This window comes from Fulvivirga imtechensis AK7, assembly GCF_000331535.1.
Classification (GTDB): Bacteria; Bacteroidota; Bacteroidia; order Cytophagales; family Cyclobacteriaceae; genus Fulvivirga; species Fulvivirga imtechensis.
The window spans coordinates 22,104-39,464 of sequence record NZ_AMZN01000027.1 but is presented as its reverse complement, the minus strand read 5'-3'; the positions used below and the strand labels follow the sequence as shown (position 1 = coordinate 39,464).

General features: G+C 44.7%; 10 protein-coding genes. 1 reads left to right on the top strand and 9 read right to left on the bottom strand.

Going from position 1 to position 17,361, the window contains the following annotated elements; all coding sequences use genetic code 11:
* Nucleotides 1-51 precede the first annotated feature (51 nt).
* Entirely contained in the window at nucleotides 52-798 is a 747-nt protein-coding gene (locus C900_RS08240) for a YqjF family protein (protein WP_009579281.1), read from the top strand.
* A 54-nt stretch (nucleotides 799-852) separates the two neighbouring features.
* Here C900_RS08240 and C900_RS08235 read toward each other — a convergent pair whose 3' ends face one another.
* The 9 genes from C900_RS08235 to C900_RS28225 all read right to left on the bottom strand — a co-directional run bounded on the left by C900_RS08235 (nucleotide 853) and on the right by C900_RS28225 (nucleotide 17,222).
* Nucleotides 853-2,157 carry a hypothetical protein gene (locus C900_RS08235; protein ID WP_009579280.1) on the bottom strand — a complete coding sequence of 435 codons (1,305 nt, stop codon included), beginning with the start codon at nucleotides 2,155-2,157 and terminating at the stop codon, nucleotides 853-855.
* A complete protein-coding gene (locus tag C900_RS28250) occupies nucleotides 2,144-5,509 on the bottom strand; it encodes an eCIS core domain-containing protein (protein WP_009579279.1) in 3,366 nt (1,121 codons plus the stop codon). The genes C900_RS08235 and C900_RS28250 overlap by 14 nt, the downstream gene beginning before the upstream one ends.
* A gap of 256 nt (nucleotides 5,510-5,765) precedes the next feature.
* Nucleotides 5,766-9,287: an eCIS core domain-containing protein gene (locus C900_RS30350; protein WP_009579278.1), complete on the bottom strand. Its 3,522-nt coding sequence runs from the start codon at nucleotides 9,285-9,287 to the stop codon at nucleotides 5,766-5,768.
* A 13-nt stretch (nucleotides 9,288-9,300) separates the two neighbouring features.
* On the bottom strand, nucleotides 9,301-11,121 hold the full coding sequence (locus C900_RS28240; RefSeq protein ID WP_009579277.1) for an eCIS core domain-containing protein: 1,821 nt from the start codon (nucleotides 11,119-11,121) through the stop codon (nucleotides 9,301-9,303).
* Between the two features lie 8 nt (nucleotides 11,122-11,129).
* On the bottom strand, nucleotides 11,130-11,444 hold the full coding sequence (locus C900_RS08215) for a hypothetical protein (protein ID WP_157493946.1): 315 nt from the start codon (nucleotides 11,442-11,444) through the stop codon (nucleotides 11,130-11,132).
* A 25-nt stretch (nucleotides 11,445-11,469) separates the two neighbouring features.
* Entirely contained in the window at nucleotides 11,470-13,077 is a 1,608-nt protein-coding gene (locus tag C900_RS28235; protein WP_009579275.1) for an eCIS core domain-containing protein, read from the bottom strand.
* A 31-nt stretch (nucleotides 13,078-13,108) separates the two neighbouring features.
* Complete coding sequence (locus tag C900_RS30560; protein WP_009579274.1) at nucleotides 13,109-14,245, bottom strand: eCIS core domain-containing protein; 1,137 nt, start codon at nucleotides 14,243-14,245, stop codon at nucleotides 13,109-13,111.
* A gap of 11 nt (nucleotides 14,246-14,256) precedes the next feature.
* The gene (locus C900_RS08200) at nucleotides 14,257-15,609 is read right to left on the bottom strand and encodes an ATP-binding protein (RefSeq protein ID WP_009579273.1); all 1,353 of its coding nucleotides are present in this window, start codon (nucleotides 15,607-15,609) and stop codon (nucleotides 14,257-14,259) included.
* A complete protein-coding gene (locus C900_RS28225) occupies nucleotides 15,603-17,222 on the bottom strand; it encodes a contractile injection system tape measure protein (RefSeq protein WP_009579272.1) in 1,620 nt (539 codons plus the stop codon). Before C900_RS28225 ends, C900_RS08200 begins: the two co-directional genes overlap by 7 nt.
* Nucleotides 17,223-17,361: the final 139 nt, after the last annotated feature.

Here is a 17,361-nt window from a genome sequence, read left to right as displayed (position 1 = left end):
GAAACAAAAGCACTTCTATTGATATTATAAAACAACAGCCAAATCTTGAAGATGAAAGAAAACGATCTACTGAGGCAAATTGATCACCGTCCTTTTCCGCCAAGACGATCTACATGGGTGATGCGGCAAGGTTGGAAAGACCTGCTTTTTCTACATTATAAAGTTCCGTATGAACTTGTTAGAAAAGCTGTTCCCCCGGAACTAGAGCTTGATCATTATCATAACAGCTACTGGGTCAGTATTTCTCCTTTTAAGATGAGACATGTAAAATTACGCTGGCTTCCCCCTATACCCACTACATATAATTTTTTGGAGTTAAATTTTCGCACTTATGTAACACATAATGAAAAGCCGGGAATCTATTTTTTTAGTCTCGATACATCCAGTTCGTTAGCGGCAATAGCGGCAAGAATGGCATTTTTACCTTACTTCAGGGCGTCAATGAGCGTAAAATCGGACGGGAATGGCTTCTGTTTTACGAGCCACAGAAAAGGAAGTAAGAAAGTACCGGGTGATCTGGAGGTAGCATATTCACCACATCCGGAAAAGTTCTTTGCAGAAAAAGGCAGTCTCACTTACTGGCTTGTGGAGAGGTATTGTTTATTCCAGAAGGCCTTTAATAGCAAAGTTGTTTCCATCGATATTCACCATTTGCCCTGGGAACTGCAGTCTGCCGATGCTGATGTCAGCAAAAATTCTCTCACGGAATCGATAGGTTTACAAGTAGATGGCCAGCAACCCCTGATTCACTATTCAAATTTTCAAAAAGTGCTGGTCTGGCCACCACAGTTGAAATAGGCAGCCTCCCCGTTGTTGGAGTTTTTAACAATAGCCGCTGTGAGCTTGTTGTAACTATCCAAAATTCCTTATAGGAGTGTAGTTTGCAGTCTCTAATACTACACCTCTCTTATCTTCTAAAAGCACCAGGTAGTCACCATTTGGAGAAAAACACGCCCCGTGAATTGTCTCAGGCAACCTTCGTACAAGTTTATTATTTACTATTAACCTTCCGTAGGCAATTAATTTATACCCACTACCGCCTACCCAAAAGGCTGCAACTTTATTTTCGATGTTTCGGAGTCCTTCCTCCAAGTTTTTCAACTGTATTTCCTCTACCTCATCATACCAATTTAGCTGACCGGTGTCTACTACTTTGAACAGGGTTCGCAAATCATATATCCCTCCATGAGCCTCCTTATCCATCATTAAAGCAAAATATCCTGTGGGGTCTTTTATTTTAATAATGGTCTGGTCCGTTAATTCAGGTATTTCTACAGCCAGCTTTTTATTTAAATGAAAAATATAATCATCATCTTCCGGGGAAAATATAATGCACTCCACATCATCAACAGGGTCATTGGTCCACCTTCTTTCCTTCCAGAAATATTGAAGAAAACCGTCTTCATGGAAGAAAACATAATATTCATCTCTAAGACAGCAAAATTTTAGTTGGGAGGCAGATACTAAGCCCTTAGCTAATGTAGACAGTGTGAAGTGCGCGACAAATTGGTCAAAAGCAAGTAACACGTTATCACTATCCGGCATCAAGGCATTTTTAATCTCGCTAAAATCCTGATTCTCATGTTGAAGTTTAGAAGTGATAACTTCAGATCCTATCAAGGGAGGCAACAATTCTCCATATGCTGAATATGGGGTACTGACACCCGCCCGTTCTGTTAGCTCCCACCAGCTGCTTATTTTCTTATGCTGATAAAATGTAACCAATAAAGTAAAAACGGATTGAATCTTTTCTTTGGTTTTCATAACCAGATTATCGAGTCTGGCATTAAACATAGATTCGTATTCCGCTACACAGAGCACCAGATCGAGAAACAGAAGGTGATCTATTGTTGGAATAGCCTGATTTGAAACAGATGATTTATAATACACGTCATGCAGAGGCGGGATGGGCAAAAACTGAATAAATTTATCATTATTTTGGTTATCAACCTCCTGAAGAGGATGTCTAAGCAGAGGTGTGGCTATATACGTCCAGGAAGTCGACTTCAGAGATGACTGACCTTCCCAAAAAGGCTCTGAATCAAGTAATTCGATACCATCATCAGCTATAAGCTCCGTTAGCAGTTTATATTTTGCCACAGCGTGTTCAAGTTCCCCGGATCTGTAAAAATCGATCAGGATGTCAAGGTTTGGCATATCCGTATATTGTCCTTCCTTTTGCTATAAAATAACCTTTGATGATAGGAATTTTCTTTGGTATGGAATAGTGAATCTCCAATTTCTGCTTGTCGCTTTCTGAAGGCCACCATTTTCTTTTGATCACCCTTGAAGGGACTTTAACCAGCGTAGCAATATGCTCGCCATTTTCGTAGATCCAAATGGTCAGGGCGGGTTCGGAGTGCTTGGTATGAGAACTATGAGCATCAACAACATAACTCGTGTTAGGAGCATTGGTTCCTTTATCCGCGTCATTATTAGCCACTTTACTTCCATCAATAACCGCTACACCAGCACCTTCTCCACCTTCTCCACTTTCAGTACCTGAAGATTGCACTGCACCTTTTATCGCATCAAAGTCAAACTTATTCTCTCCCTTTTTACCCGAGGCTACAGATGCTTTAAAGTCCTCTATGCTCATATTCTTTTTCTGTACCTCTTTCATAAAGTCCTCCACCTCCTGCTTGGTTACAGCTTTTTTCCCGGAAGCACCCTGATTAAAGGCTGTAGCAATATCACCAAGTATTTGATCTTTATATTTAGCTTCCCAGGCTGCTGCATGCTGCTTATATTGCGAAGCAGGAATAGTTGGCGTACCGGAATACCAGCCTGTACCAGCACCTGCGGAAGCTCCCACCCTCACCTTACAAGCATCAACATCCTTTATATAATCCGCTAATCCAACTTCTGCAAATAATTTATTCATGAAGGATAGTATATCATCTTTAAGAAATTTATCGACCAGTTCTTTTACCAGCGGCCTCATGAATTTGTTTTCGAACCATTCGGTGCCGACCACCAGGTTAAGCCCTACTTCTATACCTACCTGAGCCACCAGCCCCCACAAACACCCGAGTGCCGGAGGGGAAAGACAACTTACCACCTGAACCCCTGCTCTAATGAGTGTTTCCGCTGTGCTGAGTATTTCTGCATAAAACTTTACATCTTCCATTTGGTCAAGAATAGCCTCAAAGGCCTGCATCTGTGCATCATATTTGGCGGTAATCTCTGTAAGTAGGGTCTCCACCTGAGTTTTTAACCCTTCCAACTCCTTCATTAGTGCTTCCACCTCTTCCATATCAGTGAAGCTCTCTTCAAACTTCTGAATCACCCCTCCTATACAACCAGCAAATACAGCATAAGTTTCTGCAATGAAAGCCTGAAAGCCTATTTTAAAGCCTTTCATCAACAGCTTTATAACTTTCTTCTTCCATCCAACTGAGATTCCGGATCCGGATAATGAATTAGCCTTTGTTCTGGTCTTCCTGGTTCTCTCTTTTATTTCTTCAAATTTCTTCGCCAGGGTATCAAATTTATCCCCGAGAAGAAAACGCAACTCTGCAAAAGCCCATCCTTTCTCACCAGCCCAGAATTCTATTTGTTTAAACTGCTTCGCTACCTTGCCAAAGTCTCCATGTGCCGTAAGAGGAATTCCAACTTTTTTGTCAAATTCTATCTTGTCCTCAACAATTGTATCTATATCCTTTCTTTTGAGATATTTATCACCGTGTTCATTTTTCCATGTCTTGCGGGCTTGCATGTAGCTCTTTTTATGCGCTGCCCAGTCGGTATCCTTTTTTTGAATGGACTTTTGCTTGTTTTTTTGTTTTACTTTCGCTTCATCCTTCTTTTGTACCTTCTTTCGTTTAGTATCTATACTTTTTCCCGGTTTCTTTTGTGACACTTTGAGCCCTTTGTTCACTTTATCAAGCTCGTCCATCACATCTTTTCCTGCCTGCTGGAATTTGGGCACATGTGATCTCCAGGGATGAGGAAGCCATATGTATAGGTACAGGCCTTCCTCCCTGTATGGATATAACCAATACCTTCTGGTATATTTACCCGCTTTATCAAGCAAAATCCCATCACCTTCAAGCGCATTTTGGGTAGCAAATTTTGAATAATCCAGACCCTCAGGTATTTCAACGTCTTTGTATAATTGTCCTTCGTTCATAGCTGCAATCCCAAAATGACTGCCTGCATGTTGGGAAAAGTCCTGGAATCCCTCCCGATAATTCTTAAGTTGCCTTTTAGCCGCTGTCAGGCTATCATCACCTTTTTTAATATCACCTACAAAAAAATCTTTGGGAAAGCCACCGGTTATCAATGTGTTTTTGGTTGATGAGGGTACTTCCGTTGTCTTTACAAAATGTTTCGTGCTCCCATCTTCATGCTGAAACACGGAAACAGGGCTCTTAACGAGTTGTGGATTGTTTGAAAAAGTACCCTGTGGAGTATGTAATAGTTTTGTATCACTGATATTCTTATAAGCGAACTTTTTAGTTTTTTGTCCTGTCGTTTCGTCTTCCTCTTCCCGGTATTTGGCTCCGTATATACCGGTAATTACACTTCCGGTACTCTTATATAAATCAGCATATCCAAGCTTACCAAAACCTTTACCCAGGGTATCTCCCCCCGGAATAGGGGCTTCTGTGATCATTTCGCTATTCTTTCCTCTTAGCTTCTCTTCAATTTTCTCATGAGCATCGAATTTTTGAATCTCAGGAGTGCTGCGGGTTTGAATTTTACCTGTTTGCTGTATAACATGTGTTAGTTCATGGGCCAATAAGTGCTTACCTTGCGAACTGTCTGGGCTGTAATTACCGCTATTGAAATAGATATCTGTTCCGTGAGTAAAAGCTTGTGCGCCCAATTCCTCGTTCATCTGGACAGCTTTGCTATCAGTATGAACCTTCACATCACTAAAGTCCGCTCCCATTTTCGTTTCAAGATCACTGCGAACAGACGCAGACATCGCTTGCCCCATTCCGGCAGATGTAGATAATGTACTCGAGATATCATCGGAAGCATGATTTTGCTCACCACTCAGCATTTGCATTTCCGGCTTCATCTGAAGCGTCAGTTCCTCCTCACATTCTTTGCATTTCATCTGAATTGGCGATACCGTCCCGAGGGACTTCATTTGTGCCATTTCCTCTTCGTCCCGATCAGGCATCATCATTACCTTATCGGCTACAGCATCTGCTTCTTTTTCATATTTATCATCAGGGCTACCGATCTTTAATTTGGTTTGAATAGAAATGCCATCGTCTTCACCGTCAGCATTGCCTGCCATTTTCATGACCTGTTTTTCTGCCTGCATTTGTATCTGCTCCTCTTCTTCACATTCTTCACACTTCATCTGCAGATCGTGCTCGGGCTCCCTGGCCATCATTTTAGGCAATATATTTTCATTGCCATGAATGGAGTCAATAGCAGGTTGAAGCCTTGGGTCTGTGGGAAGGTGACCCATAGAAGCTTCATCCGGTTGGTTTAACCGGTTAATAATTTTTCTATCGCTGTTTTTTACCTCTGGTTTATGCCCATCCATTATAAGAAAATGATCACTTTTGGGAGCTTTATGCTTAAGGTAGCGAACTAAAGGGGGGAGATCAATCCCTATTTATGGTCATTTTAGAAACGACCGGGCGTCCCTAACCCGGTTTGTACGCTTTGTGCCTGCAGTAGATCATCCGGGGGTTGTTTGAAGACCAAAATACGGATCAAGATATCGTTTCACAATTCCATAGTCAAAGATTGATTTGAACAATACATAATTCAACTTTTATGGTAAATATTATCTGCTGTTAAACGCCACCATTATAATTCTCTCTGAGCACACGTACTTTGGCAGACCCGGTAATTCTTCTTGACACTATATAATGTACCATAAAACCCGGTGTTTTTGGGGCTATCCTCAGGAATCCGGAACAAGTTGTACAGGGTGTTCTTTCACTAAACAGCGCATCAATGATATAGTTGCCTTGCCCAAATCTGTTATTGGCTTCGATAAATATAAAGTCCTCCGAATGGGTGCCATGCGAATCGTTGTGCGATACGTTGGGCGCAGCCACATACCGGGGCTGACCGTTGACTATAAATCGTGCTACTGCGATATTTCTGGTGTTGAACGCACGGTAGGTGGTTCCGACTGCCGTTCTCTCCATACATGCCAGAACCCTCAAATCTTCAGGTGTAGGTCCGATAGGCAGTACATAGAAACTTCCGTTGTTGAAACCGAGCTTCTGGCTGGTATCGTAGCACCTTCTTCTTGGTTCTTCTTCCTCCTCTCTGGCCGGTTCAGGTACTGCTACGGGTACAGGCACTGATGAGGGATCAGCCTGCGAGCCCCTTTGCGCACTTTCACCTCTGCGTGCCGAAGGAGCTTCGCTTCTGCCCGTTTCAGGAGAACTCACCTCCGGAGCTTCAGGTGCCGGTACTTCCACAGGACGTGGTGGAGCTTCTGTGGGACGTGGTGCTTCTGCCGGGGGCGGTTCTGCAGGAGCAGGACGCTCAGGCCACGGTCCGCGTACAACATTATCGGGCAATTCCGGTACTTCTGCCGGGGAAGGCTCAGGAATGGGGCGCGCTTCAGGTACAGGTGCTGTTTCGGCGGGCTCCAGTACTCTTGCAGTGGCTGCTCCGGACTCATAGCCTCCGCCTCGTCCTCTGGCGACCGGTACATCAGCAGATCTTCCCGGTGAAGGAGTGGTTCCTCTTACGGCAGGAGCAGATGGGGCTGAGGGGCCGGTTGTCCCTGAACCTGGCGAAGAAGGGCGGCCTCTACCGATGCCTGTGCCACCTCCGGTTGAACGGGGAGCAGTTCCTCCTTCTGATGAACGACCACCTTCAATAACCCGTAATTCAGGTGGTGATGTAGGCTCTGGTGCTCGACTTTCCGGAGCAGGCTGACGTGGGGCTTCAACTTCTGTGGTTCCTCGTTCTCCGGCTGATTCCCTGGCAGTCTCTGCTATGGCCTCACGTATTGGAACTTCCGAGCTCTCCCAGATCATTCTGGTACCGGCACGGGCACCCCTGACAGATGCACCAAATGCAGCCGCACCCATTAGTCCGGCCATGTTGGCTATCAGATGTTGAATAGGTCGCGCTGCCAACTCTATATGTAATTGAGAAAGGTGGGTTAGCTCTCCATTTTCCTGGTTAATGACCCGGCTCATATGATATGCCGCTCTGGTCATGGTGCGCCAGGTATCGGAAATAAATGTAAACCCAAAGTAATATTCCGCACCCATTATGCCAAGTTCCAACGCATAGCCAAATGCCTGCAATGGTGCAATATTTATGCGTTGCAATAATTTGGCTGTGGCCTTGCCCAGCATAAAAGCGGCCAGAATAACCAATACCTGACCCACCACGCGTTTAACCTCTGCCGACAAGCCCTCTTCTACACGGGCTGCAACAATTTCGATGTTTTCAATTGCAGCGTCTACGCCCTGAGCAATAGCAGGTATATCATGCACGCCAAAGGTCTGGCTAAACATATTAGTCACCAGCATAGAACCATAATCCCCGGACCTGACTGCATCGGTTTCCAGCTCATCGGGTATAAGCTGCGACATATCGAATCCCATATAACCGGCATCACGATAGGTAGCACCATTTACGGAAATAATTGGCAGACCCAGGCTATCATAAAGCAAGCGACCTGTATTGCGTTGAATAATACCAAGGATGCTGCTTTCTCGTCCTCGTCCTCTACCAATTTTGAGGAAGTTCGCCATGGCATTAGGGTTCCTGTATATGTACTGTTCAACGATCCGTTCTGACAACAGGCTAAAAGGCGCGACATCGCTTCCTCCAGCCTCCCTATATTCGTTCCATGCCTGAGTGAATATACTGGTGACAGTGGGCCTGCGGTCATTTCCCGCCAGTATCTGATCCAATTCCTCCTGCGCCAACCCATCGCTTGCCATTTCTACTATCTCATCTGTAAGTGTCAAAGCTGTGAAGTGTTCCAACATAAACAACAATACAATTGATAAATCGCTATTAGACCTCAATACCGTATAATCTCCTTCAAGACGTGCATTGATTATCTCGGCTTGGGAAGCTAATCCTTCTCCTTCCCCACCTGCCGTACCTTCATGCCTCGCATTCCACCTTTCCAAACCATACCACCTCACCAAATCCACGGAATTTAGGTACACCGCCCAATAATGATCGTCATAATCTTCAAGTGGAATGGGGCTGCCTGCCAGCAATTGCTCTCTGGCTTCAGGCAAGAGGGGCATTGTCCTTCTTCGCCACGAGGTAAAAACTTCAACCCCTTCTTCGGCATCCCACCTGGTGCCAAAAGTGGTCCTGTGCTCCAGTCCGCTCACAAAATCTTCCGGCTGTAATACAGGGGTATCCCCGTTAAATTCCAGCCTGTCTCTATACCATCGTGGAGTCTTGATGATATATTCCGACCCTGATTGCTCAAAAAATGCAATCGGCTCTGCAGTGATATCGATTCGTATTGGTCTTCTTTCCGTATCTGTCGCAGATTCAGCCTCATCCCCATCCTCTTTTTGAATGTTGCCCGTTTGTTGTATCACATGCGTCAGTTCATGTGCCAGCAAGTGCTTACCTTTTAGGCTCCAGGGATCATACTCCCCTTGATTAAAATATATATTGCTTCCATAGGTAAATGCCCTGGCACCCAACTGCCTGTTCATTTGTACTGCTGGTGAGTGGGTATGGACTTTAACGCGGCTAAAATCGGCTCCAATTTTACTTCCAAAATCATGCTGTAAAGCGGGTGAAAGCGCTCGTCCACCATTGGAATTTTGTAATTTTTGTGCTATATCATGAGGAGCATTATTGCCTGCATTACCGTTCGCTTTCATTTGAACTGCCTCTTCCTCATCGCATACTTTGCATTTGGCCTGGATCAGAGCCGGCTTACGCTGTATTATTGCGTTATTATCTGCTTTGGGATCGGGCATTCTCATCACCTGATCGGCTACAGCATCGGCTTCCCTCTCATATTCGTCATCAGCAGCTCCTATTTTTAGTTTGGGCTGAACAGCGTTGCCTTCCTCGTCATCAGCATTACCGGCCATTTTCATTACCTGGGGCCCTGTCTGCATCTGGATGCGCTCCTCTTCTTCACATTCTTCACACTTCATTTGCAGGTTTGCTTCCGGTTCCCTGGCTGTCATTTTTGGCAAAACTTTCTCATTACCATGAATAGGTTCAAAGGTGGGTTGGGCAGGTTGGGTTTTTGGAGGTGCCGGAACATTGGCCACAATGGTATCTTCCGGTTGGTTTAACCGGTTATTTGCTTTGCTGTCGCAGTTTTTTACCTCTTGTGTGTATCCTGCCATTGAATGCTGGCTATTAAAAAACAAAAATTTTCCCCGGGTTTTTACTTGGGTGGGTATTTGCCCATTGAGCAGTCTGGATAAGGTAGTGTTTACCTCGCCCATCGTTTTGGAGACAGCATAATTCTTCATCATTACCAACAAAAGGCACTGACTTTCCAGGATCCCAGTTGTAACAGTCAAAAGCCTGAATATCCCATTTCAGAAATTCAAATGAATAACGATCCACCCCAAATGACCAGTCTGGTGTAACTCTCATTTCCACTGAAGAGCACAACAAATAGCCCCCTACGGCTAAACCTAAATCTGTATACGGGAAGCTAAAAGCATTTCCTGATGAAGAGAATTGCATATTAAATACCACTGATGACGTAGGCTTACTGTCCATGGCTTTAATCCTCTTTTCAGCTCCCTCCTCAAATTTCATACGATGAATGGAAAGTAATAATTGCACACTGCTGTCCTTATCAAACAAGTCAGAAGGCATAACTTTTTTTGTACCACTGGCATCAAGAAAATGCTCCAGGTTAGCTGCGGCATTGGGATAGGAAGTTCGCTGGTCCTTTACATGGTCGCGATACTTCTTTTCTAAAGCATCCATATCCTTTTTCGTGGGAAAATCCTTCTTACACTCAGCGCTCACACCCTTACAAAGAGATGCCGCAGCAGCGCACTCACCGGTAACTGCTGATATATTACATTTTCCCATGCTTTTACCCTTCTCTATCTCATTATTATCTTTGGGCTTTTCAGGAGGCGATTTTGGCTTCGGTTTTGGTTTTGGCTTTGGCTTCGGTTTTGGTTTTGGCTTTGGTTTCGGCTTAGGTTTGGGCTTAGGTTTGGGTGGTGGTGCTTTGAAGATATCATCGAGTTTGCCAATGGTAATTCTGCCTGGTTTGCCATCTGCCTTACCATTCTTATCCAGCAAGCCATATTTCATCTGAAATTTCTGAACGGTGATATAAGTTTCATCACCAAAAATTCCATCCGGTGCATCTTTCCCTTGATTAGTTGAATTTGGCATAATTAGCTTTGCACAATTTTCCTGACTGTTTGGGCTTAATGCTACTTCCAAGGGACATAAGTCATCGATAAGAGCCTGCTGCAATAGTTTTACTGCTTCATTTTTCTCACCATAACGGAGTATAGGGTTGTTGTCATATGCTTGTTGAAGGCGCTCATTGTTCTTAAACCTGGGGGACTGGAGATCTTTACTTTTTTCCTCCTCAGACAATGGCTTTTTTTGTATCGAGGCAGCCGCTGCATTTTGCTGTACTACATGCGTTAGTTCATGTGCTAACAGATGTTTCCCTTCCGCACTTGCCGGATTATATTTACTCTTATTAAAGTAAATGTCGCTACCATAGGTAAATGCCTGTGCATCGATTTCCCTGCTCATCTGCACTGCCTGGCTATCGGTATGAATCTTTACGCCACTGAAATCAGCGCTCATTTTAGTACTCATTTCAGCATTCACTCTGTCAGGTAAGGCCTGTCCGGTGCCCTTTGAGTTCCTTAACCTGTTACCCAGGGCCAAAGGTGCCGCTATTTGATCAGGTTTCATTTGCAAAACGCTTCCAGTCTGATCTGCAGGCTTCATCTGCAACCTTTCCTCCTCTTCACATTTAGCGCATTTCATCTGTATGCCAGGTTTTTGAGTATCAGGCCTGATCATCAGGTTTTCGGAGGAAGGCATACGCATAACACGATCGGCCACTGCATCCGCCTGGCGCTCATATTTATCATTGGCGTGACCAATTTCCAGTTTCGGTTGAACAGAAAACCTGGAGTTTTGATGCTGGGTATGTGCCGATTTAAAACTTTTGAATGCCTGCATAATTTAAATCAGTGAAGCCTGTATGTTCGCTTTTCCACTTTTCTTAACTGCTTATTATAAAATGACAAAACATAAAACCATTCTTCCGGAAACTGATCAGGTTTGTTCTCCAATGGGCTTGCAGGGTATAGCCAGTACATTTGTTCATCTTCCTCTTCGCCTATAATAGTAAAGGGGGGTCCCAGCAATTCCTCCACTCTTCTTAAAGAATCTCCTATCTTTATTTCCTGCTCTAGGGTTATCGATACTATCCTGTCGATATCTTCCAGCAAATCAGCCTGTTTTCCGTCCTGATACGAAAACCGCTTTATTAATTCCTTCAACTTGTCTCTGTTATTCACGGCATGGTTATAAATGGTGTACAATTTTATAGTCGGTGCTGCCTCCAGGTGGAGCACCTTTTGTTCCGGTTACTGCAGTTTTAAGCGTTTTGCCGGTATACCTGGATTTCTTATAACATATCCATACACCGCCAATATTTCCAAAGCCACCTGCAGTGTTTGAATTAAATACCTTTTTATCAGCGAACTCCACTACCTGGATGGCACTTGTTTTATATTCCCTTTCGGTAAAAGTGGATTTATCGATCTTCCTTTTATCTGCTACGCCATCTTTAAACTTGCCCATTGACCAACTAAATTGAGCATTATTTAACCATGATCTAATAGGTAAAAAGCCGGCAGCCTGCATTAGTTCGACATTATCAAAAGACACGGTTTCTTTTCCGATTTTAGGGTGTTTGGTTTTGATGTCACCAATAATTGAGGTGACAAACTCCAGTCCTTGGCGGTTAAGGTCAACGTAGTGTGTTTCCGGTCTGCTTGCGCTGGGACCGTAGTTATTCTCCATATACTCTATAATATTGCCACCTGAAGCAGTTGCTACGCCTGCCGCATGGTGGTGAGCTACTCTTTCTCGCTTGAAAGGATCGCGTCCTCCGGAAGCAACTTCAGCAGCAACCAATGGTCCAAGTTCAGGGTCACTAAATGCATCTTGTACATTCGCTGCTAAAGGAAATGGATTGGATGATGATGAGCACGCAGCCTTCAGGTCAATAATAGCATGAATGAATTCATGGACAACGGTATCAACGACTTCCAACGGATTGGATTTATGTTCGGGTCTCTTTGGGTTTACCGTCATTCTCCCTGTAGAAGATGCTGCCGGACGACTATAGCCACCAAAGAGGTCGACAAGAACACCATTTACTAATTGCTGGATACGCTTCACCTGAAAATCTATTGTGCCGGCCGGGCAGCCCTTGAGGAACTTGACCATTGGTGTGAATTTGGGATGCTTAAACAATTCTTCAATCACCGTCTTATGATCAGCGCTAATGCTTTCCAGGTCGCTGCGGAACTGGGCAATGGAAGCTTTCTGTATTTTTCTATTAACAGTACTTAACCCTTTCTGTTGCTCCACATGGGTTAATTCATGTGCCAGCAGCCACTTTCCCTGGCTATTATCTGGGGCATATTTTCCTTTGTTAAAATAAATATCACTACCGTAGGTAAAGGCTTGCGCACCTATTTCCCGGCTCATTTGTATGGCATTGTCATCGGTATGCACCCTGACATGGCTAAAATCGCTTCCCATGCGGTGGCTCATTTCGCTATTCACGGGCTTAGGTAATGGCTGTCCGGCTCCCATAGAGCGGTTCAGCTTGCTTGTAAAACCTTCCGATGTTCCTGCTTGACCACTTTCAGGCTTCATTTGAATTTTGTTCCCATCGGCATGCATCTGCAACTTCTCCTCCTCTTCACATTCTTTGCACTTCATCTGAAGGTCTGGTATCTGGCGGACGGGTTTCATCTGCAGGCTGTTTACGGGCGCCATCTTTATTACACTATCAGCAACAGCATCGGCTTCTTTTTCATATTTATCATTTGGCTGGCCAATTTCCAGTCTACTTTGAATGACTTTTTTTCTGTTGGTAAATAAGTGAAGCATAGCCATACCTTTATATTTTTACCTACACTAAGGCTTCTCAAACCATAGCTCTTAACCCGGAGCAGTAACCCGGTGATACATCATTGCCGGTACAAGCAGCCAAAGAACCATCTGCAGCGGCATTGTGCCTGCCGGTATCACTTCCTACATGCCATAATTCATGAGCTAAATGGTTACAGTTTGGATTAGAATTGATCTGATTGACAGCTAACACAAAATATTCCACTCCTGTGTAGGCAGTATCAAAAGCAGAGCCAACAGTAATGCCGCCTCCCGATTTCTGCACATTGTCCACTACCAAAATGGGAACACCTCTGGCAGATGCAAAGGCGTTGGACTCGCCCACATCAGTAACAGAAGGGTTATAGTGCCATGTTCCGTCAGGATTCATAGTAAAAGGATCCACATCCCTGTCTCCACCTAGTAGATCCCAGTTAAAATCAGCTTTTAAATTCAGGCAGCAATCCGCCAAAATCCTTTTTGCCTCATTGATCATAGTCCGTAGCGTTGACATTACCCTTCGTGTTGCCCGGACCCTAAAAAAGAAAGTTACCCAAAAATCCTTTACCCCTCCTGCACAGGAGTCACAATTTCCATCATGACAGCTTCTTTGAATAGTATCATTCTGCTGCACGACATGTGTCAGCTCATGTGCCAACAAATGTTTTCCTGCAGAACTTCCGGGGTCGTATTTTCCCTGATCAAAATAGATATCACTGCCATAGGTAAACGCCTGTGCTCCCAGCTCCCTGCTCATTTGTATCGCATTGCTATCGGTGTGGACTTTCACTTTACTGAAATCAGCACCCATTTTACCGCTCATTTCATTGTTTACCCCTTCAGGCAAAGACTGTCCCGATCCTTTACTACTGTTCACCATTCCCCTCAACCCCTCAGAAGCAGTCATTACTTTATTGGCTGACTTCATTTGCAAAAAATCTCCGCCTTTACTCATGGGCTTCATCTGTAGCTTTTCCTCCTCTTCACATTTGGCACATTTCATCTGTATACCCGGGCTTTGCGTGCCAGACGTCATTTGAAAACTCCGGGATGAGGGCATACGCATAACTCTATCCGCAACGGCATCTGCTTCCTTTTCATATTTATCATCCGGCTGGCCAATCTCCAGCCTGCGTTGGATAAAATTTTCTCGTGTAGTAGCTAATTGTAGCATAATTTAAACCATTAAAAAGTTCTCCTACTCTTACCATACTCTCTCTTCACTCCAGCCACAATATCCTGCAGGTGTATTTCATTGCTCTGCCGGCTGATGGCCTTTAGCGAGCAATGCTGTATCACATTGATGATCACCCCTCCGGAGATCTCATACTTTTCCGCTATATCTTTCAGGTCTACATTTTCTCCCAGACTAGCTGACTTTGAAAATCCATTTTTCCATAACAGATAGCGTTCGTCTTTGCCGGGTAACGGAAAGTGGATCATCGACTGGAACCTCCTCATAAACGCCTCATCGATATTGCTTTTAAGGTTGGAGGCCAGTATTACTAATCCATTGTAGTCTTCGATACGCTGGAGCAGGTAGGACACCTGCTGGTTGGCATAGCGGTCATGAGCATCTTTCGTGCTGGTGCGGTTGCCGAACAGGGCATCGGCTTCATCGAAGAACAGTATCCATTCTTTATTCTCAGCACGATCAAACACCTTAGCAAGGTTCTTCTCCGTCTGACCGATATATTTGGACACCATCTGAGACAGGTCGATGCGGTACACATCTCTCCCCGTTTTTTTACCCAGCAACGCTGCTGTGAGGGTTTTTCCGGTCCCCGGGGGGCCGTAAAACAAGGTTCTGTACCCGGGCTTCACCATCCTGCTCATGTTCCACTGGTTCAGTAGCACTTCATGATGCTCAATCCAATTTTCAATTTCGATAAGCTGCTCCTCAGCCTGTGGGGTGAGCACTACATCCGACCACTCCATTTTTGTGCTGAGCAGTTTAGCGGGAAACTCAGCGCTGAACCCGGGCTTTCTGTCTTCTCCTAATGTGAACAGGTCCAGTACTTCACGTGAGATGATAAGGGCGCCACTTAAGGCCGGTTCTCCCTTTTCCGTTTCCTCGAGCCATAGGATGCTTTCTTTTGCCAATAGTTGTGAACCATCAAAGACCCGCTGCAGGGAAAATCTTTTTTCAAGATCACTGCCGGCCAGGATGAACATGGCCGTTTCGCCTGTGGGCAGAAATCCCAGATGCGTATTGCCTTTCCGTCCTCCGAACTCCGTATAGATCTGGTTGGTATTTTCATTCTTTACCAGGAATATATCCAGCAGCTCAGGTTTTATATGAGGTGTAAGGGAAAGTATCAGTAAAAAACGCTCTTCAAACCCCAACTTGTGCTTATTGATGAACTTAGCATATTCAGAGTTGCTGCCGTTGAGGTGAGGAGGCATAATGTCATACACATCCTCATAGTCACAGGCCTGTTTTGCATTAAGCATCGACCGGGTTTTGAGTATTTCCTTAAACCACTCCAGCTCCCGCTGCAGGTCCTTCGCATTAGATTTCAGTACTTCGTTTACCATTTTACATGTATTGCTTTTTCATTCCACGGCAGCCTGATCACGGAGATTGGCCACGTTAATCTGTCCAACAGCACGTCTATTGCTATCCTTTCAATATGGACTATCCAACCATTGTAATCCCGCTTCAGCAGGCCTGGTCTGCGCAAAAAGCTGCTTTGCAGTCCCTCAGAGGAGGTATTCTTGAGCACGGCCCAGTTTCTGATCACCGATCTCAGCAAATTGTTGCATTCCTGTTGCTCTGGCTCAGACAACTCAAACGCTGTGGGTACAAAATCTGTTGGCTGCATGCCGCACAACAGTTTGAATAGCAACCATTGGTGCTCTTCAGCTTCCGTTTCGCCACTGACCAGATGATGCAGCAATTGCACGGCCCGCACCTGACACTCTTCATTAACAAATGCTCCCCTTTCAACCAATCCCAGTTCTTTATAAAACATTTGAAGGTAAGGCCAGAGCAAGACAGCACCGGCATTAGCGATCTCGATTGCATCGTCAGAAGGGAGAGAGGGTTGCGGTTGTGACCGGTCTTTGTTGACCGCCTGTAATCCTTTACCCTTCAATTCACGAGGATCCCGATGAGCCGGCAACTTTGCTTTGTCATTTGAAATTGACGGATCAGCGTGATCATTATCACTAACAGGGCGTTTCAAAGGATCAATTTTTTCTTTATTCAGTTTTCCACTTTCCCACTCTTTTTCTTCGTTTTTGATAGCACTTGCCGACTGTCCTTTTTCTTTCACGAGTTTATCGATCAGGCGCGCTAAGGAGCTTTTTAATCCCGTTTTTTCCTGTATCAGTGACAGCAGAGTTGGTAATTTCTGTTCAACCGTATAACCTGATTCCCGCAAAGCATTTAAAACCGCTTTTTCCTTATCAATAACAAACCCTGCACCCGGAGCAACCAGAGTAGCATTGGCCAGCACATTTTTGAAGAACGTATATTTCACGTCTTTTCTACTGGTCAGTTTTTCGAAATCCTTGTAGAACTTTAGCAGCGAATGGTCGTTCCGGGGATCAAAGCAACGGTTCAATTGTTGAGTGGTACAGACATCAATGACCCTCAACTGACAGTGTTGCCGGATCAATAGTGATCTTAATTTATTGAAAAACTGCTCTTCAGGAAGGCTTCCGGCATTTCCCGCAATCAGTTGGTCAATGCTTTTATGAATATTGAAGCCCTTTGCTGAGGCCCACCAGGGCAGCATACCATACTCTAGATAGTAGATTACCGTATCGTACAATGAAGCGGTTTTCCCGGAAATAGTCGCTACACCCTCAGGTACACCTGATTTTGCACTGGTTGTAACCTGACTGACCAGATAGAGCTTTTCAGAAGCCACCTTTAGTATCTCCTCTTGAAACTTTCTGACCAGATCCCGCGTCAGTTCCGGGCGAAGTTTACCCCGGCTGATCTTTCCAATGTCAATTTCAAGCTTGTTGATACGGATATGCTCATTTTCAGGGCACAGCTCATCACAGGCACGCTCCAAAGCCTGTAGTACAGCACTTTTGTAGTAAGCAGAAAACTCATTCTGCCACCGCTGTGCTTCAGCTTTATCGGCTACTTTGATGTCGATAAGCTGCCTGTGAATGATGTGCTTTCCTGAAGCCATAATATTTAAGAAAACTCTATGTGTCTTTAAGAAAACTCACCACTTATCGTCATTGCGAACGAAGTGCGGCAATCCCCCTTTTTGGTGTGCATTAAGAGGGGATCGCTTCGATTCTCCCCGTGGCAAGCCCGGGACAGGC

Excerpts from the sequence above, each read along its gene's own strand:
- C900_RS08240 (WP_009579281.1), top strand. The coding sequence starts at position 52 with ATGAAAGAAAACGATCTACTGAGGCAAATTGATCACCGTCCTTTTCCG.
- C900_RS08235 (WP_009579280.1), bottom strand. The coding sequence starts at position 2,157 with ATGCCAAACCTTGACATCCTGATCGATTTTTACAGATCCGGGGAACTT.
- C900_RS28250 (WP_009579279.1), bottom strand. The coding sequence starts at position 5,509 with ATGGATGGGCATAAACCAGAGGTAAAAAACAGCGATAGAAAAATTATT.
- C900_RS30350 (WP_009579278.1), bottom strand. The coding sequence starts at position 9,287 with ATGGCAGGATACACACAAGAGGTAAAAAACTGCGACAGCAAAGCAAAT.
- C900_RS28240 (WP_009579277.1), bottom strand. The coding sequence starts at position 11,121 with ATGCAGGCATTCAAAAGTTTTAAATCGGCACATACCCAGCATCAAAAC.
- C900_RS28235 (WP_009579275.1), bottom strand. The coding sequence starts at position 13,077 with ATGGCTATGCTTCACTTATTTACCAACAGAAAAAAAGTCATTCAAAGT.
- C900_RS30560 (WP_009579274.1), bottom strand. The coding sequence starts at position 14,245 with ATGCTACAATTAGCTACTACACGAGAAAATTTTATCCAACGCAGGCTG.
- C900_RS08200 (WP_009579273.1), bottom strand. The coding sequence starts at position 15,609 with ATGGTAAACGAAGTACTGAAATCTAATGCGAAGGACCTGCAGCGGGAG.
- C900_RS28225 (WP_009579272.1), bottom strand. The coding sequence starts at position 17,222 with ATGGCTTCAGGAAAGCACATCATTCACAGGCAGCTTATCGACATCAAA.